The sequence below is a fragment of the Metabacillus sp. RB-C-LZQ-3-1 genome (genome assembly GCF_058315175.1).
Genome location: NZ_JBZFLI010000015.1, coordinates 25,109 through 45,955, shown reverse-complemented (window position 1 = coordinate 45,955; position 20,847 = coordinate 25,109). Strand labels below are relative to the sequence as shown.

Here is a 20,847-nt window from a genome sequence, read left to right as displayed (position 1 = left end):
TGGTGTGACCTTTTTTTAAGGAGCGTCTTATGCGTGAGAGCTAAATTAAATACAGGTGTTTGTTAAAGGAGAGGTAATGATGAATAAGAAAAATTATGTATATATGATAATCGCAATTCCAGCGTTCATCCTTTTCTTCATCTTCCATACGTATCCTGCCCTGCAAGGGATCTTTTACAGCTTTACAGATTGGAAGGGATATGGAGATTGGAGTTTTGTGGGTCTAAAAAATTACCTGAATGTATTTAAGGATGAACGTGCTTTAGATGCATATGGTTTTACGTTTAAATTTGCGGTTATTTCTACGATCTTAGTTAATATATTTAGTTTACTTATTGCGATGGGTCTTAATGCGAAGATTAAATTTCATAAGACTCTACGTGCTATTTATTTTCTGCCATATATTTTAAGTATTTTAATAGTAGGTTTTATTTTTAATTTTATTTTCACTCATTTTCTACCTGGGATCGGTGAAAGTTTAGGCATTGAATTTTTAACGAAAAATATTTTAGGGGACCAAAAACTGGCATGGTTAGGTATCGTCCTTGTTGCTGTTTGGCAGTCCGTTGCCTTTAATACGATCCTCTATTTAGCAGGTCTGGTAACGATTCCAGAGGATTTATATGAAGCAGCAAGTATTGATGGTGCCGGTATTTGGAGAAAGTTCTGGAATATTACATTCCCGCTTATTGCTCCTTTCTTTACAATTAACATGGTTTTGGCAATGAAAAACTTTTTAATGGTATTTGATCAAATCGTGGCGCTTACAGGCGGTGGACCTGGTACATCAACTGAATCAATTTCCTTATTGATTTATCGCGGCGGTTTTGAAGGCGGGGAGTTTGCCTACCAGTCTGCTAACGCGGTTATCTACTTCATCGTCATTGTTGTGATTTCGATCATCCAACTGAAATTCCTAGAAAAACGAGAGGCGGAAAGCTAATGAGTAATAAAAGAACAAACTGGCCTGTTACCACTCTCTTAATTGTGGGTACATTACTTATCTTATTACCTTTGTATTTAACAATTACAATCGCTTTTAAAACTCCGCAGGAGATGGCAGGGAATTTATTAGCCCTTCCAAAATCGTGGTCATTAGATAACTTTACCCAAGCAATTGAAATGACAAATTTCTTTAATGCTCTTGGGAACAGTGTATTTGTAACGATATTTGTTGTGATCTTTACTGTGTTGACAAATTCGTTAGTTGCTTATGCAATCGCTAGAAATATGCACAAAAAAGCGTATAAATTTTTATTTTACTATTTTGTCAGTGCGATGTTTATTCCATTCCCAATTATCATGTTACCAATCGTTAAACAAACAGCTGCATGGGGAATGGACAACCTGGTTGGATTAATCATCTTGTACGTAGTATTTAATTTATCGTTTAATACGTTTATTTATGTAGGATATATTCGTTCGATTCCAAAGGAGCTGGAAGAAGCAGCCGTTATTGATGGAGCAAGTACATGGGGTGTTTTCTGGAGAGTTATTTTCCCATTGTTAGCACCAATGAATGCAACTGTTGCAATCATTACTTGTCTGGGTGCGTGGAACGACTTTATGCTGCCGCTCGTTATGCTGAGTGATCGAGATATGGCAACATTGCCGTTAGTTCAATACATTTTCCAATCACAATTTAGTACAAATTATAACTTAGCATTTGCCTCTTATATTATGGCGCTGGCACCGATGATCATCGTGTATATATTTGCACAAAAATGGATTATTAGCGGGGTAATGAAAGGTTCAATTAAGTAATCGTTAACGACAGCCCTCAACATAGTGATGAGGGCTGTTCTAAAGGAGTGGAGTACAGTCATGGAAAAGACATGGTGGAAAGAAAGTGTCATTTATCAAATTTATCCTCGAAGCTTTAATGATAGCAATGGTGATGGTATCGGTGATTTGAAGGGGATAACAGAGAAGCTTGATTATTTGAAGGATTTAGGTATTGATGTAATCTGGCTTTCTCCAGTCTATAAGTCACCTAATGATGATAATGGATATGATATTAGTGACTATCAAGACATTATGGATGAGTTTGGAACAATGCAAGATTGGGAAGAGCTTTTAGATCAAGTTCATCAACGCAGGATGAAGCTAATCATGGATTTGGTTGTCAATCATTCATCTGATGAGCATGCTTGGTTTGCTGAATCAAGAAAGTCAAAGGATAATCCATATCGAGATTACTATATTTGGCGACCTGGAAAAGACGGGAAAGAGCCAAATAATTGGGAATCAGTTTTCAGCGGGTCTGCCTGGAAATATGATGAAGCAACAGATGAGTATTTTTTACATTTATTTAGTAAAAAACAACCTGATCTTAACTGGGAGAATCCGAAGCTTCGTGATGAAGTTTATAAGATGATGACATGGTGGCTTGATAAAGGAATCGATGGCTTTCGTATGGATGTTATTAACTTCATCTCCAAAGTACCAGGACTGCCGGATGCCCCAAATCCTGAAGGGAAAAAATATGCTCCAGGTGGACAATTTTTTATGAATGGACCGCGAATCCATGAATATTTATATGAAATGAATCAACAGGTACTTTCGAAATATGACATCATTACAGTTGGTGAAATGCCTGGGGCATCAGTTGAAGATGCAAAATTGTATACAGGGCATGATCGTGAAGAATTAAACATGGTTTTCACTTTTGAACATATGGATTTAGATTCAGGTCCAAATGGAAAATGGGATTTAAAAAAGTTAAATCTCCTTGATTTGAAGGAAAATATTACAAAATGGCAAACGGGTCTTAATGGTGTCGGTTGGAACAGCTTGTACTTAAACAATCATGATCAGCCAAGAATGGTTTCACGTTTTGGTGATGATAAGGAATACCGCGTCGAATCGGCAAAAATGCTCGTAACCTTCCTTCATATGCTGCAGGGAACGCCATATGTATATCAAGGTGAAGAAATCGGCATGACAAATGTCCGTTTTGATTCAATTAATGATTATAAAGATATTGAAATTTTAAATATGTACAATGAAAAGGTCATCCAAGGGAATGAGGATCCAGCTAAGGTCATGGAATCGATTTATGTAAAAGGTCGTGACAATGCAAGAACACCTTTTCAATGGGATGATAGCAAAAATGCTGGTTTTACAACTGGTGAGCCTTGGATTAAGGTAAATCCTAATTACAAGGAAATCAATGCAAAGCAAGCAGTCAATGATCCGAATTCTATATATCATTATTATAAAGAAGTCATAGCACTTCGAAAAAAACATGAAATTATCGTATATGGTGATTATGAGTTAATTTTACCTAATCATGATTCTATTTTTGCTTATACGCGTTCATACGAAGGGGAAAAGTTAGTAGTTATAACGAATTTTAGCCGTGATGAAATTCAATTAACTCTTCCTGATCATCTTTCAGATATTTCGTTAGATCTACTAATAAGCAATTATGAAATCGGTAACGATAATATCTCTTCTTTTACGTTAAGACCATATGAGGCAAGAGTATATAAAAGCAAATAATAAAAAATTGCAGATCACTTGATCTGCGATTTTTTTCTAACATTAAATTGATGTAAGGCGGTGCAAGGAAATGAAGAAAAAGTGGTGGAAGGAAGCAGTTGTTTATCAAATATATTGGCGCAGCTTTTATGATTCTGATGGTGATGGGTACGGGGATTTACAAGGGGTCATCAACAAACTAGATTATATTAAAGAGCTTGGTATTGATGTCATTTGGCTGAATCCATTTTATGAGTCACCAGATCGTGATAATGGATACGATATATCCAATTATTATGGGATCATGGAAAAGGCTGGTGATATGGAAATATTCGAGAATCTAGTAAAGGAAATTCATAATCGAGGATTAAAAGTCATTATGGATTTAGTTGTCAATCATACATCTGACCAACATCCGTGGTTTCTTGAATCAAAGTCTTCAAAAAACAATCCGAAGCGTGATTGGTATATTTGGCAAGATCCGAAGAATGGACAAGCACCTAATAATTGGAGATCATATTTCGCTCCATCTGCTTGGGAATATGATGAAACAACAAACCAATATTATCTGCATTCTTTTGCAGTTGAGCAGCCTGATTTAAATTGGAAAAATCCTGAACTTCGTCAAGAAATTTATAACATGATGCGTTTTTGGTTAAATAAAGGGATAGACGGATTCCGAATGGATGTGATCAATTTATTAGCTAAACAGGAAGGCTTCCCAGATGCAGAGGATCCATATAATATTAGCTATCTTGGAAACAACCCAGGCGTTCATGAATATTTACAGGAAATGAATCGCGAGGTATTGCAGCATTACGATGTGATGACAGTTGGAGAAATTCCTTTTGTCACACCTGAAGATGGACTCTTATATGTTGGAGAAGATCGAAATGAGTTAAATACGTTATTCCATTTCGAAGTTGCTGATGATATGCCAACATGGGATATGCTTAGGTTTAAAGAGATACAAACCTTTTGGTATCAAGGATTGAAGGGGAAAGGATGGAATTCTCAATTCCTTAATAATCATGATCACACAAGACAGGTGACTCGTTATGGAAATGATAAAGAATTTCGAGTTGAATCAGCAAAATTATTAGCAACAATGATTCATACACTTCCGGGAACAGCTTACGTCTATCAAGGTGAAGAGATTGGTATGACAGGGGTTCGTTTTAACTCAATTGATGATTATAATGACATTGCGATGAAAAATAAGTACAAAGAAGCGGTAGAAGAAGGAAAAGATCCTGAAGAAGTATTCGAAAGTCTCTTATTGTTAAGCCGCGACAATTCAAGAACACCTATGCAATGGAATAGCGAGGATCAGGCAGGATTTACAAACGGGAAGCCATGGATAAAGGTGAATCCTAATTATAAAGAAATAAATGTTGAAGAAGCTCTGAAGGATCCGAACTCTGTTTTCTATTATTATCAAAAGCTAATTTCATTAAGAAAGCAATATGATGTTATGGTGTATGGTGACTATACAGATTTATCTCAAGGAGATGAACAGGTGTATGCTTACACACGATCTGACGATAAAACATCATGGCTGATAGTATTAAATCATTCAAATCATCCAGTAAGCTATCAATTACCAGATGAACTCAAAGGAAAAGAAAAGAAATTAATAATCGGAAATTATAATATTCCAGAAAAAGAACTAGCAAATACTTTACGTTTGCAGCCACATGAGGCACGAATCTATGATGTAACAAATGAAATAGTAAGTGACTGACCTATGATAGACTATGTTCCATAAAAAAAGAGCAAAAACCTTCCATTCGTAACTTTGGAAGGTTTTTGCTCTTTTTGAAAGATATAACAAAAAAACTCAAGGTTAATAGTTAATAAAAACTGGTGATTAACAGTATCACTTATTTAAAGGTGAAAATGTGGATGAGGAAGAATATATAGAGCATGAACCATCGTTACACATTGTCGATGTGAGGGATGCAATATTTTTGCAGGACTTTTGATAAACCTGACCTAATATAAATAAATGATGGGGGAAATTATGAAAAAAGACCTTCAATTTTTGAATTTAATCCAAGATGGAAGCAAGCCTTTTTCTGGATGGGATTTTTCATATATAACAGATACCGAACGTGTGAAAAGTGATTTACTTTCATGGTCTTATGGGACTATGGCAAAGCAGCTAATCGGGGCTGCTGCCTCAATGTTGGATATGGGAACTGGTGGGGGAGAATATTTATCTATGCTGAGACCATTTCCTCCTACTGTTTTTGCAACAGAAGGCTATAAGCCTAATGTTCCGATTGCTCAAAAACGATTGGAGCCATTAGGAGTGAAGGTAGTAGCGATTGCGGATGACACCTACCTACCTTTTCATGATCATCAATTTGATCTGGTTTTAAACAAACATGAGTCCTATTCTCCTAAAGAAGTTAGAAGAATAATGAAAGAAAATGGGGTGTTTTTAACACAGCAAGTAGGAGGAATGGATTGTAGAGGAATCAACGTAGCATTAGGAGCACCGATCAATCGTGAATATGAAAATTGGTATCTGGCTTCAGCGCGGGAAGAGCTTGAGAAAATAGGGTTTGAAGTATTGGTTAGTAAAGAGGAGTTTCCGATACAACGTTTTTATGATATTGGCGCGCTCATTTATTACTTAAATGCCATTCCTTGGCAAGTACCTGGCTTTAATGTTTCTGTCTATGAAAAGAAATTGTATGAGGTTCATAAGTCTATTCAAACAGAAGGTTTCTTTGATGTGAAACAGCATCGTTTTATTTTAAAAGCCAGAGCCATCTAAGATTGTAAAAGGGTGATCATATGTTTGCGACACAAAGTATTAATGCAACCTGGGAGAGGTTTCATGATTTTCCTATGGAAACATTAACAAAGGTTTGGTATAACGCCAAAGGGTATGAGAAAAAGCAACGAGATGTTTCTCTTATGCGGGAACATCGAGAACAGTACGGAATAACAGGAAATTGCTTTGACCTTGCTCTTTGGCTTCTTGATGAATTTAAAAGAGACGGGGTGGAAGCATATCCAATTGGTCATGACTTAAAAACCGAAGATGCCCATGTAGCAGTAATCGCAGTTGATGAAAATGGGAATCGATTTTTCTGTGATTTAGGAGATCAATGGTTACGTCCTATATTAATTGATAAAAACAGTCCTGATTATACAAATGAGAAAGTAGAAGGCTTTTTTCCTGCGGCGAAAATACAAGTTCATGAGATTCATAACCAATTGGAAATTCTTTATCATCGATCAAATGATAAGGTTTCAACTCAGGTGTTCAATACAGAACCAGTAAATATTGATTACTTTTTAGAGGCAGCTGAGCATTGTCAAAACCTCGTTCATCCAAATCCATTAGTAGAATGTCGAATACCCTATAAATCGGAAACAGCTCATTGGGAATTTTATAATTGGGAAAGCTTTTTAAGTACAAGTGAAGGCTTAATAAAAGAGCCTAAATTACTTGGAATAGAAGAGTGGGTAGAAAAGATTCATCAAAAAACGGGATACAATAAGCAGTTTTTGTTTGATGCCTTGAACAGGTATAAGGATATTCAGCGCAGTGGTTAATTTTTTTAAAAGTCCGTTATAATTTTATACAACACTCAAGCGCATTTCGATCAGAAATGCGTTTCGCTTTGAAGGGGTCTGTATAAACAAAATGTTCAAAAAGAATATAAAAGATAGAAAGAATAATACATTCATATAGTTTTTAAAGTCTAAATAATACGTAATATTTACCCCCTAATGTCCTTCGTATATAGTAAAGCTAACATTTTTATTATTCAAACTATTACGATTTGTAAGCGTGTTCAATAGAGGGGGTCTATTATGTTAGCGATACTTGGCTTTTTAATGATATTTGTGTTTATGTATTTGATTATGACAGGAAGGCTATCTGCATTAATTGCATTGATTATTATTCCAGTGTTGTTTGCTGTTGTTGGAGGGTTTGGGGCTGATTTGGGTCCTATGTTAATCGATGGGATTAATCAGTTAGCTCCTACTGGTGTCATGCTAATGTTTGCTATTTTATATTTTGGTATAATGATAGATGCAGGGCTATTTGATCCTGTGGTGGGCATCATTTTAAAGGCAGTGAAGGGTGACCCAATGAAAATCGTAGTGGGAACAGCAGTGCTTGCTTTAGTTGTATCCCTTGATGGTGACGGTACAACAACATATATGATCACAATTTCTGCGATGCTGCCACTTTATCAGAGATTGAAGATGAACCCGTTAATTCTACCGTGTATCGCGATTATGGGAGTTGGCGTAACGAACCTTACACCGTGGGGCGGCCCGACAGCTAGAGCTGTAAGCGCATTGAGTTTAGATATGTCTGATGTGTTTGTCCCTCTCATCCCGGCAATGGTTGGTGGGGCGCTTTGGGTTATTTTTGTTGCCTATTTATTTGGAGTAAAAGAACGAAAAAGAGTGGGCATTTTAGAACTAGAAAAACTGCCTGTTCACCAAAATTCACCATTCACTCAACATGCAGCTACATTAGAGGTACAAAAAGAAAAACGACCAAAGCTTTTATGGGTGAACTTTGCTTTAACTGCTCTCCTTTTAATTGGTCTAATTCTAGGTGTAATGCCATTACCTGCATTATTTATGATCGGTTTTGCGATTGCGATCGTGATCAACTATCCTAACCTAGATGAACAAAAAGAACGAATTAAAGCCCATGCTGGAAATGTTTTAGCAGTTGTATCTCTTGTTTTTGCAGCTGGTGCATTTACAGGTATTCTGTCAGGTACGGAAATGGTTGATGCGATGGCAAATAGTTTAGTTTCACTAATTCCAGATGCATTGGGTTCTTATCTTCCGATTATTACAGCATTAACGAGTATGCCGTTTACTTTTTTTATGTCTAACGATGCTTATTATTTTGGTATGGTCCCAATTATTGCTGAAGCGGCTACTGCTTATGGGATTAATCCAGATGAAATTGCTAGAGCTTCTTTAGTGGGTCAGCCAGTTCACTTATTAAGTCCATTAGTAGCTTCTACTTATTTACTTGTGGGGATGTCAAAGGTCGAGTTTGGTGACTTTCAAAAATTTACGCTAAAATGGACAGTAGGAACTTCCCTTGTCATGTTAATTGTATCCATCGTCATTGGAGTCATTTCCATATAATATATAATGATATCGAGGGGGCTGGCTCAGCTTGAAGGGTCTGACCCTTTTTTTCTTATAAACATGCAGGAAGTTGAGAAAAAGGTAGAAAAAGATGAAAACATATAAAAAAATTCCTTTGAAATTTAAAATACTAACTTTAATTACAGGATTAATTGTCATCATCATCCTTTTATTAGTCGGAATCTTTTCTTATGTATTGTTCGTTGATTCAAGAAATCAGGTCGAACAGCTCGCATTACAAACAGCTAAAACAATCGCCCTTATGCCAGAGCTTCATGAAGCAATTGAAGAAAATAACCTAGAGGAGAATTTTCGTCCAATTGCTGAACAAGTAAAAGATCAAAGTCATGCATTTAATATTGTGATTGAAGATCGACATCATATCATTTATTCTCATACTGATCCAAGCCAGGTAGGCACAGGAAATCACCATGATGCAAATGAGCAGGTGTTAACCTTTGGGGGATCTTACAATTTTGAGATTGTTCGTGAAAAGGGTGACGTGCTTGTTGGAAAAGTGCCGATTATTGCAAGCTATGAAGATTATAATCAAGTGATAGGAACAGTAGCTGTTGAAATTCTTGAAAAAGATCTATATGAAAACCTGTATAAGAAACTAAAGACCATTTTGTACGCTTCATTAGTTATTCTAGGCTTAGGGACTATCGGCGGGATTTATTTAACAAAAAATATTCGTAAAGATACATTGGGGTTAGAGCCACATGAAATAGCATCATTGTATAGAGAAAGAAATGCCATTTTGCTTTCGATAAAAGAAGGAATTATTGCTGTTAATAAGCAAGGCTTTATTACCATGATAAACCGTTCAGCAAAGAACATGTTGAATGTTAATGACTCGAATTACCTTAATAAACATATTAGCGAGGTCTTACCTGCACTACAAATTGAGCGGGGGCTTGATACAGGAGAAATTGTTCATCATGATGAAGTGACGATTAATGACAAAGTGTTCATTTTTAATTTTATCCCTATTTTAGAGAACGGTCATGTAATTGGAGTCGTGGCAAGCTTCACAGACAAAACCGAATTAAAGAAATTGATTGAGACTCTTTCGGAAGTACGAGCATATTCTGATGGTCTTCGAGCACAAACACATGAGTATTCAAATAAATTATATTTACTATCCGGTTTGCTCCAATTGGAAAGATACGATGAAGCACTTGACTTTATTCAAAAGGAGTCATTTGTTCACCAATATCAGACGAAAATATTACTTAATCAAATTCAAGATTCAAATGTACAAGCTATATTATTAGGGAAGCTAGGAAAAGCATCTGAAAAGAAAATAGAGCTGACCATTGACGAGGGAAGCTATGTTGACCCTCTGCCGGAACATATTGAAATAACAGACATTATTACGATCATCGGAAATCTTATTGACAATGCCTTTGAAGCTGTTAGTTCAAATACAGAGAAAGTGGTCAATTTCTCGATTATGAGTATTGCTAATGAGATTATTATCGAGGTATCTGATAATGGATCAGGTATATCTCCTGAACAGTTTGAGAATTTGTTCAAGATAGGGTCTTCAACAAAAGGCAGTCATAGAGGTTATGGACTTTTTAATGTGATGAAAATAGTGAATTCATTAAATGGGACAGTAGAAGTTACAAATAGTAAACTTGGTGGAGCGATCTTTACTGTATTTCTCCCAAAAAGGATAGAAAAAAGAGAAGGAGACGGTCTACATGATTAAGGTGTTAATTGTAGAGGATGATTTTCGTATTGCTCAAGTACAAGAGGGGTTTCTACAAAAAATACCGGACGTTCAAGTAGTTGGTAAGGCATTGAATGCAGAGGATACAATCAATCGATTGAAAGAACAAGAAATTGATCTTATTTTACTCGATATTTATTTACCAGACCGTCTTGGTACTGATTTATTACCTTTTATCCGCGAGAATTATCCTGAAATTGATATTATTATGATTACAGCAGCAACAGAAAAAGCAATGCTTGAGACATCGATACGACAAGGAGTATTTCATTATTTATTAAAGCCTGTAACGATGGAGAAATTTATTGAAACTATTGAGAACTATAAAAAAAGAAAAGAACTGCTTCAACATCGTGAAGAGGTGGATCAATCGATTATAGATCAGTATTTTGGTACATCAGTCAACCAATCATCACTACATCAAAAAGATCTCCCTTCTGGAGTTGACCGTTTAACACTTCAAAAAGTAAAAGAGGTGTTAAGCACCCTTGATTCAGGAATTTCAATAGAGGAAATGGGAGAAAAAATGGGAGCTTCCAGAACAACCGCAAGAAGGTATTTAGAATATCTTGTTTCGGTGAATATTTGTATCGCAAAGCATGAATATGGCATTGTAGGCCGGCCCGAGAGAAAATACTATTTAAGTAAATAGATATATGAGGTCATAAGAGATGAAGTTAAAAACATTCATTGTATCCACTTTTATTGTGTTGCTTCTTATCGGTTGTTCAAATAAAGAAGTGAACCATGAATTTGATGAAGTAACCATCATTGCTCCTAGTTCAATTGGCGGCGGCTGGGATGTAACAGCAAGAGCGATTCAAGAGATTCTCCTGCAGGAAAACTTATTAAATGAAATAAGTGTGATCAATAAGGTAGGCGCAGGGGGAGAGTTGGGATGGAAATATACCTATCAACAACAAGATCATGTACTCGCAATGAATTCAAGTCTGATAATAACAAATCAATTATTAGGTCAAAGCAAATTAACGTTTAAAGATTTTACCCCAATTGCTACCCTAGCGAAAGAATGGGAAGTCGTGATCGTGTCAAAGGAATCTAACATTAATAATGCAAAAACATTATTATCTGAAATAAAGCAGAAGCCTCAGAAGTATAGTATAGGGATTTCACCGAGACTGGGAAATGATGACCAGCTATCATTCGTTTTAGCAAGTAAGCAGTATGGTATTGAACCAAAAAAATTGAATTTCCGAGTCTATGAAAATAGTACAGAAGTTGTCAATGCACTAATAGCTAACGAAATAGAAGTAGCAACGATGTCTATTTCTGAAGCAAAAAAATATTATGATCTTGATCAAATAAAGCTGCTTGTCATTTCTTCTGATAAAAGATTAAGTGAATTACCTGATCTCCCAACATGGAAAGAAGAAGGAATCGATGTTGTTTTTCAACATTGGCGAGGCATTATGGGGCCTCCTAATATGTCAAAAGATGAAATAGAATTTTGGGATCACGTTTTTGGGAAAATGGTGAAAACGAAGACATGGGAACAAACGTTAGATCATTATATGTGGGAAGGCTTCTATAAAAATAGTGAAGAAACATACAGGTATCTTGAGGAACAAAGTAAGATGTATGAACAACTTATGGGGGTTCATTAAGACTTTTTTAGCGTGAACAAAATGAACATAATCTCTCTTATGAACATAATAAAATAATTAGTTGTATTATTTACATTGGTAAGAGAAGGAATTATGATAATCATGAAGTTTTCGACAACATTGTTTGGGAGGTATCTTTCCTCGTAGACTTTAATGATTCTTTTAAGGGAGAAATGGTAGATGTGGGTTATAACTGTTTATGCTGATGATCGTATCAAAATGTTTGAATTTGAAGATGAGAAAGAAGCAAAAGAATCAATCCAAAACATGAAGGGTCGTAAAGTTCTCTCACACGTTATCTATTTTAATGATCAGTTTATAGAAACAGCTAGTTAAATATATTAGCCATGAGGCTGACTCTTTTAAGAGATTGTAAATCCTCCTTTATTTTTATAAGGGGGAAGGCTTAACTCTTAGAGTCGGCTTTTTTTGTTCTCTATATAAAAAATAAGATAACGATAATCTCTTTGAACAAAAACCAACTTAGGTTGATTGGGGCAAAGGGTGCGAGACTCCTATAGGATCTTTCAGGATAGGTGAGACTTATACAGCCTTCTCCCTACCCGCGCCACGGAAAGCGCGAGCATCCTGTAAATTAACAAGCAACAAGGTTTGTGAAAACAGCTTTCTAGTAAGATAAGCGTTTTTTTCATAGTGGGGGTGGATTTATTTGTTCAGATTTATAGAAACAGTTGTAATCGGAATTGTTGGGGGATTGTTATTTGAGTTGTTTCATTTTCCATTAGCATGGATGTTGGGACCGTTAACTGCTGTGTTAGCATGGAAGCTATTAACGAAACGGGAATTGAAATGGCCGGTCGGCTTTAAAAATGGCGGCCAATTTATATTAGGCTATAGTATGGGATTGTCCTTTACCATTGAAAGTGCGAGACAAATTCTGCAACAGTTTCCATCAATGGTATTAAGTACAGCATTGATGGTTTGTTTTGGGTTTATAATGGCTATGCTCATCTCAAAATTCACAACAACTTCTTTTCCAAGTGCTGTCATGGGAACAACACCAGGCGGTTTATCACAAATGGTTGTGTTAAGTGAAGAAATAAAAGGGGCAGAACCTACAATCGTTACGTTTATGCAAACAATAAGAATGTTAACAGTCATATTTATTGTTCCAACCTTAGCGATTCATGCTTTCTCGACCACTGGAGCAGTTTCAGCTGCGCTTGAGAGTCCGGTTTCACAGGCAAATGTGGGTGTTGAAACATTACTGTTTTTGGCCGTCATTTATCTAGTAACCATTATAGCCGTACGTTATAAATGTCCAACTCCTTGGATTATTGGTCCACTTGTCTCAGCAGCAATCTTGACAGTAACAGGTATGGAGCCGCCTGTATTGCCTTCATTTCTTAGTATCATAGCCCAACTATGTTTAGGTATTTACCTGGGCTTAAGTATGAAAGTCAATATGCTAGGAGATTGGAAAAGGCTGTTACCAATTACATTAGCAACAGGTCTATCAATTGTAGGGTTTGCCTTTCTCCTTGCTTACGTGTTACATATCTTTTATCCAATGACAATGGCTACTGCCTTTTTATGTATCGCTCCAGGTGGGCTACCTGAAATGGGGGTTACAGCTCATGCTATTCAGGCAGATGTATCTTTAGTTGCAGCTTATCAGCTATTTCGGGTATTTTTTATTTTGTTTATTGTTCCGATTTTCTTAAGGGGATTTTTCGGTAAGGGTGATCATCAGGAAGTGCAGGCTGGGTGAATGAGAACCCGTAAACAAAATGAACAAAATAAATGTAATAAATTATAAACAATAAAAGTAGAAAACGGTTACATTGATCGTGTTTTGTATTACGATTTTAACCGAGGATATTAAAACGCTTCCAATCGAACCAATCTATTTCTGGCATGCTTACAAAGCTTCGCTACGTACAAGGAATTAGACGGTTGTTTTCAATATCCCCATAAATGGTAAAAGCTTTTGGAGGGTAAATATGTCTCAATTAAGCAATGCAAGTATGAATATCATCATTCGATTACATTTTCAGAAAAACATCATTACTTTTAGTGAAATAGCGAAAGTAATTGGTGAAACAGGCGGTGATATCATAGGTATCGATGTAATCTCTACCAGTAAAGTTCAAACGGTACGAGATATTACGATCACTGTTAAAAACCAGCAGCATGGACAAGATGTGATGGACGCAATCAATAGGTTACATGGTGTTAAGGTTATATCGGTTTCAGACAGAACATTTCTTTTACATCTTGGAGGCAAAATTGAAGTAACGCCAAAAAATCCAATTAAAAACCGTGATGATCTTTCAAGGGTTTATACGCCTGGAGTCGCCCAAGTTTGCCGGGCCATAGCAGATGAACCGCTCAAGGCACACTCCTTAACAATTAAACGAAATACAGTTGCGGTCGTTTCTGATGGTACAGCTGTACTTGGTTTAGGTGATATAGGTCCACTTGCAGCAATGCCAGTTATGGAAGGAAAAGCCATGCTATTTAAACAAATGGCTGAAGTTGACGCATTTCCGATATGCCTGGATACAAAGGATCCAGATGAAATTGTTCAGATTGTTAAATCGATTGCACCTGCTTTCGGCGGAATAAATCTTGAAGATATTTCTTCACCAAGATGCTTTGAAATCGAAGAAAGACTAAAACGTGAATTAGATATCCCGGTTTTTCACGATGATCAGCATGGGACTGCAGTTGTATTGCTAGCGGGACTTTATAATGCACTAAAGCTTACCGGGAAAAACATTGATTCCATTAAAGTGGTCTTAAACGGAGTTGGAGCTGCAGGTACAGCTTGTGCGAAAATGCTGCTTGCTGCTGGCGTTCAACATATTATTGGCGTTGACAGGGAGGGTGCTCTTCACCGAGATGAAGTGTATGATAACCCGAATTGGACAGCCTTTGCAAATATGACAAATCCATATAATGAAAAGGGCTCTCTGTCTGATGTTATGGCTGGTGCGGATGTTTTCATCGGTGTATCTGCACCTGGAGTATTAAAGGAAAGTCATATTAAATCAATGGCTAACGATCCAATTGTATTCGCATTAGCCAATCCAGTTCCGGAAATTGACCCGGACATCGCAGAACCTCTTGTTCGAGTCTTGGCCACTGGTCGATCTGACTATCCAAATCAGATTAATAATGTCTTATGTTTTCCTGGAATCTTCCGAGGCGCTTTAGACTGTCGTGCATCAGAAATTAATGAAGAAATGAAAATTGCTACGGCAAAAGCGATAGCTAGTGTCGTCACTGATGATGAATTGAGTGAGACATACATTGTCCCAAGTGTCTTTAATCAAAAAGTAGTTGAGAAAGTTCGAGAGGCTGTCGTAGAAGCAGCTTATAAATCAGGTGTTGCTAGAAAAGATTTATTTAAAGAAGAAAATGAACTAGCAAGTACTTACTGATGAATGTAATTTAGAAGATTAATATTTTAAGGGTGTCCGATTTATTCGGGCATCTTTTTATTTTGCGATTTAGATGCCGATGGTAAAAATATATAAGAGGAGCGAGAAAAGTCCATCATAAGGGTGATGAAGACCAAAATCGATAGATGAAGAGAGGGAAAGTCCATCATAAGGAGATGAAGACCAAAACCTATAGAAAAGGACAAGAGAAAAATCAAATACTTTTATAAACACAACCTTCGTCCCGCTTCTTTTCATGTATAATATTATTTTAACGGAATTTTTACATAGAAATAGGTGGATGAATTGAATGGAACTGCACATGCAACAATAGGAGCTGGAACCGGGTTTGCCGTTTCCCAGTCGGTTCAAGCTGACCCGACAACAACTTTATTCCTGGTAGCAATAGGTGGGGTTGTTGGATTAATTCCCGATATGGATATTGATGGGAAATTAAGTAATAGGATTACTTTTTCACATGCATTGATTCGGTCTGTGGCACAATTAATAGGTTTAATGATGATTGTCTACACATTGTTTGAAGGAACGGGTCAAGAAAGATGGTTGGGGATGGGTGCTGGACTTGCCATTATTGTGATTGCTTCGAAGATCAAACAAAGGCATATGTTAACCATTACCGGTTTGGGCGTACTCGTAGGAGGAATCTCCTTACAGGAGATCTGGCTGATTTTGTTAGGTATCTATATTATTGTAGCTTCATATATCCCTCATCGAAGCTATACCCACTCATTAGTTGGAATTGGCTTTTTTGCCTTCATTGCTCATTACTTTCAAGCTTCCATCGGAGTCGATGGAGTATTTCTAACATGCATACTAGGCTATAGCAGCCACTTAATTGCTGATATGAAGGTTTTGCCGTTTAATAAACGCGGAGTAAAATTCTTTTTGCCTTTTTCTTCGAAGGAATTGTAACAAAGGGAAAAATTAAAAGTAATCCTAGGATAGTCTCAGGAGTATTAGTGACTCCCGGGACTGTCCATTTATGAAGATCATAACACAGCATCTGTGACATGATAGACATGAGTATTACTCTACAATTTCTTTAAGTGCTTTATCTAGTGCTTGCCATGGCATTAATGCACAGTTGTGTCTTGCTTTTAGATGATGAACACCCTGTAATGAGTAACTGTCACCCAAATCAATATTTGGATCTGTGAGTTCACCAGTCCGAATCAATTCTTCAAATGCGTTTCTCAAGGAAAGAATTTCTCCTAGTGTCTTATTTTGTATTAGTTCTGTCATCATCGAGGATGACGCCATACTTATACTACACCCTTCGCCAAGGAAAGCTACTTTATTGACTATGTCATGTTTAACTTCTAAATATAGAGTCATCACATCTCCACAAGTTGGGTTTTTATAATGTACTTTAAAAACATTTTCACCTAATAATTCTGTGAAGTTACGTTTTTGACGATAATGATCAAATATGATCTGTCTATAAATATGGTCTAGCTTCATAGTCAACACTCCTACTAGCTATTCCGCAATGCAATTTTTAAATTGTTGAACTAACTGCTCTTTATTTAAATTCTTACCAATGAAAACGAGCTCACTTAATCTTGCTTCATGTTGTTTCCATTTACGTTCAGGTTTTCCTGAAAACAACATATGAAGTCCTTGAAAGACAATTCGATTCTCCATTCCTTTTATATAAAGAATTCCTTTATATCGTAATAAGTCTTCACCTTTTTGGCTAACAAGAAAGCTCATCCAACGGTCTATTTTTTCTAAATCAAGCGGTTGTTCCTCACGGATTGCTACTGAAGACACATGGTCATCATGGTGATGATGATGGTGGTTATGGAGAAAATGAGGATCAATTTGAAGCTTATCATTAACGTCAAATGATTGAATACCTAGAATTTCTTTTAAATTAATTTGGCAATTTTTTGCGTATATTCTTTTGGCTGTAGGATTCATATGTCTTAGTCTTTGTTCTAAAGTTTTTAATTCTTGTTCACTTACTAAATCAAGTTTATTTAAAATCATGACATCAGCAAATGCAATTTGTTCTTGTGCCTCATCATGTGTATCAAGGTGTTTTGTAATGTGCTTACTATCAATAACTGTGATAATGCTATCAACCTCGAATTTTTCCGAAAGCAACTCATCCATAAAAAAAGTTTGTGCAGCAGGAGCGGGATCAGCAAGTCCAGTGGTTTCTATTAATACACGGTCAAATTTCACTTTTCCTTGATTCATTGAAAAAACCAATGTTCTTAAAATTCGAATTAAGTCACCGCGTACTGTACAACAAATACACCCATTGTTCATTTCTAAAATTTCCTCATCGGCATTTACAACAAGTTGATGATCTATCCCAACTTCACCGTATTCATTCACAATGACAGCAATTTTTTGCTGATGCTTTTCCGTCAGAATTTGATTTAAGAGGGTTGTTTTCCCAGCGCCTAAATAACCAGTTAAAATAGTGACAGGAATTTTTGGAGGATGAAGTAGCGTCATTTTTTAAGCCCCTTTATAATAATTTGGATACTTTCCTTACTTTTTCGCGATCTTTTGCTATACCAGTCACAACACCTTGTGAACGCTCAAATCCCTGGCCATTATAGGAATGACTAATTTTCCCTGTGTAATCCTTGTTGTCAAGGAGGGAGTTAATAAAACGAGGAACATCTTCAGGCTGTAAATCCTTATACCAATTCCCTTCGGGGTAGTTAATCACAACACACTTATCATAACATCGTCCATTACATCTAGTTCGAGTCGTGTGAATAATATCGTCTAAATTTCTTTTAGAAATTTCCTTTCGTAACTCCTGTGTTAACTCTTCAGCTCCAACACGATTGCAGCTGCTTCCATTGCAGATGAGAACATGATGAATCGTGTTACTTAAATTCCAGGTAGCCATTTAAATATCACTCCAATAATAGTAATCATTACGATTTGAGGGATAGACTGAATCTTTAATAATTGAAGAATACTCTTCACCAGCTCGACTTTTTGATACCAGGAAGCTGCCCTTTATGAGCTAATTCTCGGAAAGCAATTCTGGACATTTTAAACTTACGGAGATACCCTCTAGGTCTTCCGGTTATTTCACATCGATTATGTAATCGAGTAGGGGAAGAATCTCTTGGTAACTTTTTTAAGGCTTCATAGTCTCCCTTAGCTTTGAGTTCCTTTCTAATTTCTGCATACTTTGAAACCATTTCTTGACGTTTTCTTTCTTTCGCAATTTTTGACTTTTTAGCCATTGATTAAACCTCGCTTTTATTCTAATAATAAATCGTAACAATTACGATTTGTGATTTATTTTAATCTTTTTTTAAAAGAAATGCAAATACAAAACTGTTTCAAAGGTAGTCCTACGAATTTTTTGTACGAAATAACTTCTATTTCAATGAAGGATTTTTTCCATATGAACCGAATAGAATATTGTCAAAATGACTGTATAAATAATGGTAAAAATCCATGAAGAAAGCAATCATAAATCTTAAAGAAGAGGAGACGATCTTTTGGAACAGCGGGATTTGTATGACAAGAACAGAAAGAAGACAAATAGGACTCATATTCGTGGAAATCCATTACCCGAAGGCGACTATCATATAGTGGTTCATGTTTGGATTCAAAATAGTAAGGGTGAGATTCTTTTGACAAAGCGTCATCCAAATAAGACGTATCCGAATCTCTGGGAATGCACGGGGGGATCTATTTTAGCAGGAGAAGAGAGTCTTGAAGGTGCTTTACGTGAAGTAGAGGAAGAAATAGGAATAACCTTGGATGAGTCTAATGGCCATCTAGTGAAAAGTAAACGACGTGAAAGTAACTTCTGCGATATTTGGGTGTTTAACCAAAGTTTTGAACTCTCAGAAACAATGTTACAACAAGATGAAGTAAGTGATATAAAGTGGGTAACGAGAACTGAATTAGATCAAATCGATCATTCTAAAAAATTAGTCCCAACTCTTAGTTATTATAAGGAACTTTTTTAAAAGGAATTGAAAGTGGGGGAGCAAATGATCATCAGAAAAGCAGAAATGGGTGATGTATCACAAATAGTGTCGTTAATGGAGCAACTTGGCTATCCAACAACAATAGATCATATGGCAAATAGGTTTCATACAATCTCAACAAATTCTAATTATCATACATTAGTAGCTGAATATAATGGAAAAGTAGTTGGAATGGCAGGGTTATGTACTAGTTTGTTTTATGAATATGACGGTTGCTATGTTCGTATTGTCGCTTTTGTTGTAGATATTCACTATCGAAGAAAGGGAGTAGGTAAAAGCTTAATACAAGAGGCTGAAAAATGGGCGATTGAACAAGGTGCTACTGCTATCGGATTAAACAGCGGTAATCGTGAAGAGAGAAAAGGTGCACATCAGTTTTATTTGGAGATGGGTTATAAGGAAAAAAGTATTGGATTCTCAAAAGGTCTAGTTTAACTAAGTTATTTCAACCAGGTTCACTAATAAATAGCCCAATCTCTCAGTAGTAAAAATAGAGACAGGGCTGCGTATGTTTCACTTTCTTTATGCTAAGGGATCCTATTACACCCTAACACTTTGTTTCCTTACAGGAATATAGATGTCGATTTCTTTGTTCACTGAACCCCAGCATCTTTCATCATAAAGTTCGAATTCTACATCTCCATCATGTTCATAACCCGATTGAGGGAACCATTCTGTAAAAATATAATTCCAAGTGGACTGAATAGAAGAGGTAAACGATTCTTCATTAGACTTTGGCGTTGTAAACACCGCATATGCAAGCTCTGGGAAACTTTTGTACACCATTCCTTCAGGTGCTTGTTCTCCCTTATTTACTTCCATTCCAATGATATAAACAAACTCGACTGTTTCAGGGTTAAAGTCAGTACAAATACCGAGTTCCACATTTTTGTGAATAGGATTTGGGATTCTCGAGCCCAATCTATTTAGCATGTAATGCTGCCAAAATTGAGGAATGTCTTTATTGTTCTGATTGTTTTCATTCTTCGTTTTTAGTTCGTATCCAATGATGTGAAACGCAGGCTTCGTGACTATTTTTGGTTCCATCATATGTCCTCCTGAAAAGATTTTTTTATGGTGTAGGTAGGCTTTCCCTCGCAAGGGTCCGGATATACTCTTTGCATTTCGGTACTGCTTTGGTGAAACACCATAGACCTTCTTAAACGCTCTATTAAATGATTCTTGGTATTGAAAACCAACATCCATTGCAATGATCATCACTTTTTCATCTGTATAAAATAAACGTTCTGCTGCATAAGTTAGCCTTCTTTTTCTTACATAAACCATCACAGATTCTCCGACCATCGCCTGGAAAACACGATGATAATGAAAAGGAGAAAAGCAAGCAATCTTTGCTAATTTCTCCAGCGTCATTTGTTCGTGAAGGTTATCCTCAATATAATCAAGCGTTCGCTGAATACATACAACATAATCCATTTCCTTCA

The 20,847-nt window shown here is 36.4% G+C and carries 21 protein-coding genes; 16 read left to right on the top strand and 5 right to left on the bottom strand.

All coding sequences use genetic code 11. The features are described from left to right. Nucleotides 1-79 precede the first annotated feature (79 nt). From AC4GZ8_RS19860 to AC4GZ8_RS19795, 14 genes are all read left to right on the top strand, one after another. Nucleotides 80-943 carry a carbohydrate ABC transporter permease gene (locus AC4GZ8_RS19860; RefSeq protein WP_491083640.1) on the top strand — a complete coding sequence of 288 codons (864 nt, stop codon included), beginning with the start codon at nucleotides 80-82 and terminating at the stop codon, nucleotides 941-943. Next, nucleotides 943-1,764, top strand: coding sequence for a carbohydrate ABC transporter permease (locus tag AC4GZ8_RS19855; RefSeq protein ID WP_491083639.1), 822 nt, complete (start codon nucleotides 943-945; stop codon nucleotides 1,762-1,764). The genes AC4GZ8_RS19860 and AC4GZ8_RS19855 overlap by 1 nt, the downstream gene beginning before the upstream one ends. A 60-nt stretch (nucleotides 1,765-1,824) precedes the next feature. Further along, nucleotides 1,825-3,504 carry a glycoside hydrolase family 13 protein gene (locus tag AC4GZ8_RS19850; RefSeq protein ID WP_491083638.1) on the top strand — a complete coding sequence of 560 codons (1,680 nt, stop codon included), beginning with the start codon at nucleotides 1,825-1,827 and terminating at the stop codon, nucleotides 3,502-3,504. Between the two features lie 70 nt (nucleotides 3,505-3,574). Further along, complete coding sequence (locus tag AC4GZ8_RS19845) at nucleotides 3,575-5,227, top strand: glycoside hydrolase family 13 protein (RefSeq protein ID WP_491083637.1); 1,653 nt, start codon at nucleotides 3,575-3,577, stop codon at nucleotides 5,225-5,227. 279 nt (nucleotides 5,228-5,506) lie between these two features. Then, nucleotides 5,507-6,268: a class I SAM-dependent methyltransferase gene (locus AC4GZ8_RS19840; RefSeq protein WP_491083636.1), complete on the top strand. Its 762-nt coding sequence runs from the start codon at nucleotides 5,507-5,509 to the stop codon at nucleotides 6,266-6,268. Between the two features lie 20 nt (nucleotides 6,269-6,288). Then, nucleotides 6,289-7,056 (top strand): hypothetical protein, encoded by a 768-nt coding sequence (locus tag AC4GZ8_RS19835; protein WP_491083635.1) that lies wholly within the window; start codon nucleotides 6,289-6,291, stop codon nucleotides 7,054-7,056. 261 nt (nucleotides 7,057-7,317) lie between these two features. Then, nucleotides 7,318-8,628 (top strand): CitMHS family transporter, encoded by a 1,311-nt coding sequence (locus AC4GZ8_RS19830; protein WP_491083634.1) that lies wholly within the window; start codon nucleotides 7,318-7,320, stop codon nucleotides 8,626-8,628. Between the two features lie 94 nt (nucleotides 8,629-8,722). Next, complete coding sequence (locus AC4GZ8_RS19825) at nucleotides 8,723-10,348, top strand: ATP-binding protein (RefSeq protein WP_491083633.1); 1,626 nt, start codon at nucleotides 8,723-8,725, stop codon at nucleotides 10,346-10,348. Continuing rightward, on the top strand, nucleotides 10,341-11,021 hold the full coding sequence (locus tag AC4GZ8_RS19820) for a response regulator (RefSeq protein ID WP_491083632.1): 681 nt from the start codon (nucleotides 10,341-10,343) through the stop codon (nucleotides 11,019-11,021). Before AC4GZ8_RS19825 ends, AC4GZ8_RS19820 begins: the two co-directional genes overlap by 8 nt. A 19-nt stretch (nucleotides 11,022-11,040) precedes the next feature. Next, entirely contained in the window at nucleotides 11,041-11,994 is a 954-nt protein-coding gene (locus tag AC4GZ8_RS19815; RefSeq protein ID WP_491083631.1) for a tripartite tricarboxylate transporter substrate binding protein, read from the top strand. Nucleotides 11,995-12,174: 180 nt separating this feature from the next. Further along, nucleotides 12,175-12,330 carry a hypothetical protein gene (locus AC4GZ8_RS19810; protein WP_491083630.1) on the top strand — a complete coding sequence of 52 codons (156 nt, stop codon included), beginning with the start codon at nucleotides 12,175-12,177 and terminating at the stop codon, nucleotides 12,328-12,330. A 334-nt stretch (nucleotides 12,331-12,664) separates the two neighbouring features. Further along, entirely contained in the window at nucleotides 12,665-13,726 is a 1,062-nt protein-coding gene (locus AC4GZ8_RS19805; protein WP_491083629.1) for an AbrB family transcriptional regulator, read from the top strand. A 232-nt stretch (nucleotides 13,727-13,958) separates the two neighbouring features. Next, the gene (locus AC4GZ8_RS19800) at nucleotides 13,959-15,401 is read left to right on the top strand and encodes an NAD-dependent malic enzyme (protein WP_491083628.1); all 1,443 of its coding nucleotides are present in this window, start codon (nucleotides 13,959-13,961) and stop codon (nucleotides 15,399-15,401) included. A 306-nt stretch (nucleotides 15,402-15,707) separates the two neighbouring features. Beyond that, complete coding sequence (locus tag AC4GZ8_RS19795; RefSeq protein WP_491083627.1) at nucleotides 15,708-16,334, top strand: metal-dependent hydrolase; 627 nt, start codon at nucleotides 15,708-15,710, stop codon at nucleotides 16,332-16,334. Between the two features lie 114 nt (nucleotides 16,335-16,448). Here the strand turns inward: AC4GZ8_RS19795 and sufU are convergent, their stop codons facing one another. The 4 genes from sufU to rpsN all read right to left on the bottom strand — a co-directional run bounded on the left by sufU (nucleotide 16,449) and on the right by rpsN (nucleotide 18,643). Then, on the bottom strand, nucleotides 16,449-16,883 hold the full coding sequence (gene sufU, locus AC4GZ8_RS19790) for a Fe-S cluster assembly sulfur transfer protein SufU (protein WP_491083626.1): 435 nt from the start codon (nucleotides 16,881-16,883) through the stop codon (nucleotides 16,449-16,451). A gap of 18 nt (nucleotides 16,884-16,901) precedes the next feature. After that, complete coding sequence (locus AC4GZ8_RS19785) at nucleotides 16,902-17,891, bottom strand: CobW family GTP-binding protein (RefSeq protein ID WP_491083625.1); 990 nt, start codon at nucleotides 17,889-17,891, stop codon at nucleotides 16,902-16,904. Nucleotides 17,892-17,904: 13 nt separating this feature from the next. Next, nucleotides 17,905-18,297 carry a (2Fe-2S) ferredoxin domain-containing protein gene (locus AC4GZ8_RS19780; RefSeq protein WP_491083624.1) on the bottom strand — a complete coding sequence of 131 codons (393 nt, stop codon included), beginning with the start codon at nucleotides 18,295-18,297 and terminating at the stop codon, nucleotides 17,905-17,907. A 76-nt stretch (nucleotides 18,298-18,373) separates the two neighbouring features. Continuing rightward, entirely contained in the window at nucleotides 18,374-18,643 is a 270-nt protein-coding gene (rpsN, locus tag AC4GZ8_RS19775) for a 30S ribosomal protein S14 (protein ID WP_491083623.1), read from the bottom strand. A gap of 261 nt (nucleotides 18,644-18,904) precedes the next feature. Between rpsN and AC4GZ8_RS19770 the strand changes: the two genes are divergently transcribed. Both AC4GZ8_RS19770 and AC4GZ8_RS19765 read left to right on the top strand, forming a co-directional pair. Then, the gene (locus tag AC4GZ8_RS19770; RefSeq protein ID WP_491083622.1) at nucleotides 18,905-19,381 is read left to right on the top strand and encodes an NUDIX hydrolase; all 477 of its coding nucleotides are present in this window, start codon (nucleotides 18,905-18,907) and stop codon (nucleotides 19,379-19,381) included. A 24-nt stretch (nucleotides 19,382-19,405) separates the two neighbouring features. Beyond that, nucleotides 19,406-19,837, top strand: a complete 432-nt coding sequence (locus AC4GZ8_RS19765) for a GNAT family N-acetyltransferase (RefSeq protein WP_491083621.1) — start codon at nucleotides 19,406-19,408, stop codon at nucleotides 19,835-19,837. A gap of 105 nt (nucleotides 19,838-19,942) precedes the next feature. Here the strand turns inward: AC4GZ8_RS19765 and AC4GZ8_RS19760 are convergent, their stop codons facing one another. Further along, nucleotides 19,943-20,839: an AraC family transcriptional regulator gene (locus AC4GZ8_RS19760; RefSeq protein WP_491083620.1), complete on the bottom strand. Its 897-nt coding sequence runs from the start codon at nucleotides 20,837-20,839 to the stop codon at nucleotides 19,943-19,945. Nucleotides 20,840-20,847 lie beyond the last annotated feature (8 nt).

What these genes read in the sequence shown, in the direction of transcription:
- AC4GZ8_RS19860 (WP_491083640.1), top strand. Translation starts at nt 80, where the DNA reads ATGAATAAGAAAAATTATGTATATATGATAATCGCAATTCCAGCGTTC.
- AC4GZ8_RS19810 (WP_491083630.1), top strand. Translation starts at nt 12,175, where the DNA reads ATGTGGGTTATAACTGTTTATGCTGATGATCGTATCAAAATGTTTGAA.
- AC4GZ8_RS19780 (WP_491083624.1), bottom strand. Translation starts at nt 18,297, where the DNA reads ATGGCTACCTGGAATTTAAGTAACACGATTCATCATGTTCTCATCTGC.
- AC4GZ8_RS19785 (WP_491083625.1), bottom strand. Translation starts at nt 17,891, where the DNA reads ATGACGCTACTTCATCCTCCAAAAATTCCTGTCACTATTTTAACTGGT.
- AC4GZ8_RS19840 (WP_491083636.1), top strand. Translation starts at nt 5,507, where the DNA reads ATGAAAAAAGACCTTCAATTTTTGAATTTAATCCAAGATGGAAGCAAG.
- AC4GZ8_RS19845 (WP_491083637.1), top strand. Translation starts at nt 3,575, where the DNA reads ATGAAGAAAAAGTGGTGGAAGGAAGCAGTTGTTTATCAAATATATTGG.
- AC4GZ8_RS19800 (WP_491083628.1), top strand. Translation starts at nt 13,959, where the DNA reads ATGTCTCAATTAAGCAATGCAAGTATGAATATCATCATTCGATTACAT.
- AC4GZ8_RS19760 (WP_491083620.1), bottom strand. Translation starts at nt 20,839, where the DNA reads ATGGATTATGTTGTATGTATTCAGCGAACGCTTGATTATATTGAGGAT.
- rpsN (WP_491083623.1), bottom strand. Translation starts at nt 18,643, where the DNA reads ATGGCTAAAAAGTCAAAAATTGCGAAAGAAAGAAAACGTCAAGAAATG.
- AC4GZ8_RS19835 (WP_491083635.1), top strand. Translation starts at nt 6,289, where the DNA reads ATGTTTGCGACACAAAGTATTAATGCAACCTGGGAGAGGTTTCATGAT.
- AC4GZ8_RS19850 (WP_491083638.1), top strand. Translation starts at nt 1,825, where the DNA reads ATGGAAAAGACATGGTGGAAAGAAAGTGTCATTTATCAAATTTATCCT.
- AC4GZ8_RS19830 (WP_491083634.1), top strand. Translation starts at nt 7,318, where the DNA reads ATGTTAGCGATACTTGGCTTTTTAATGATATTTGTGTTTATGTATTTG.
- AC4GZ8_RS19820 (WP_491083632.1), top strand. Translation starts at nt 10,341, where the DNA reads ATGATTAAGGTGTTAATTGTAGAGGATGATTTTCGTATTGCTCAAGTA.
- AC4GZ8_RS19815 (WP_491083631.1), top strand. Translation starts at nt 11,041, where the DNA reads ATGAAGTTAAAAACATTCATTGTATCCACTTTTATTGTGTTGCTTCTT.
- AC4GZ8_RS19825 (WP_491083633.1), top strand. Translation starts at nt 8,723, where the DNA reads ATGAAAACATATAAAAAAATTCCTTTGAAATTTAAAATACTAACTTTA.
- sufU (WP_491083626.1), bottom strand. Translation starts at nt 16,883, where the DNA reads ATGAAGCTAGACCATATTTATAGACAGATCATATTTGATCATTATCGT.
- AC4GZ8_RS19765 (WP_491083621.1), top strand. Translation starts at nt 19,406, where the DNA reads ATGATCATCAGAAAAGCAGAAATGGGTGATGTATCACAAATAGTGTCG.
- AC4GZ8_RS19855 (WP_491083639.1), top strand. Translation starts at nt 943, where the DNA reads ATGAGTAATAAAAGAACAAACTGGCCTGTTACCACTCTCTTAATTGTG.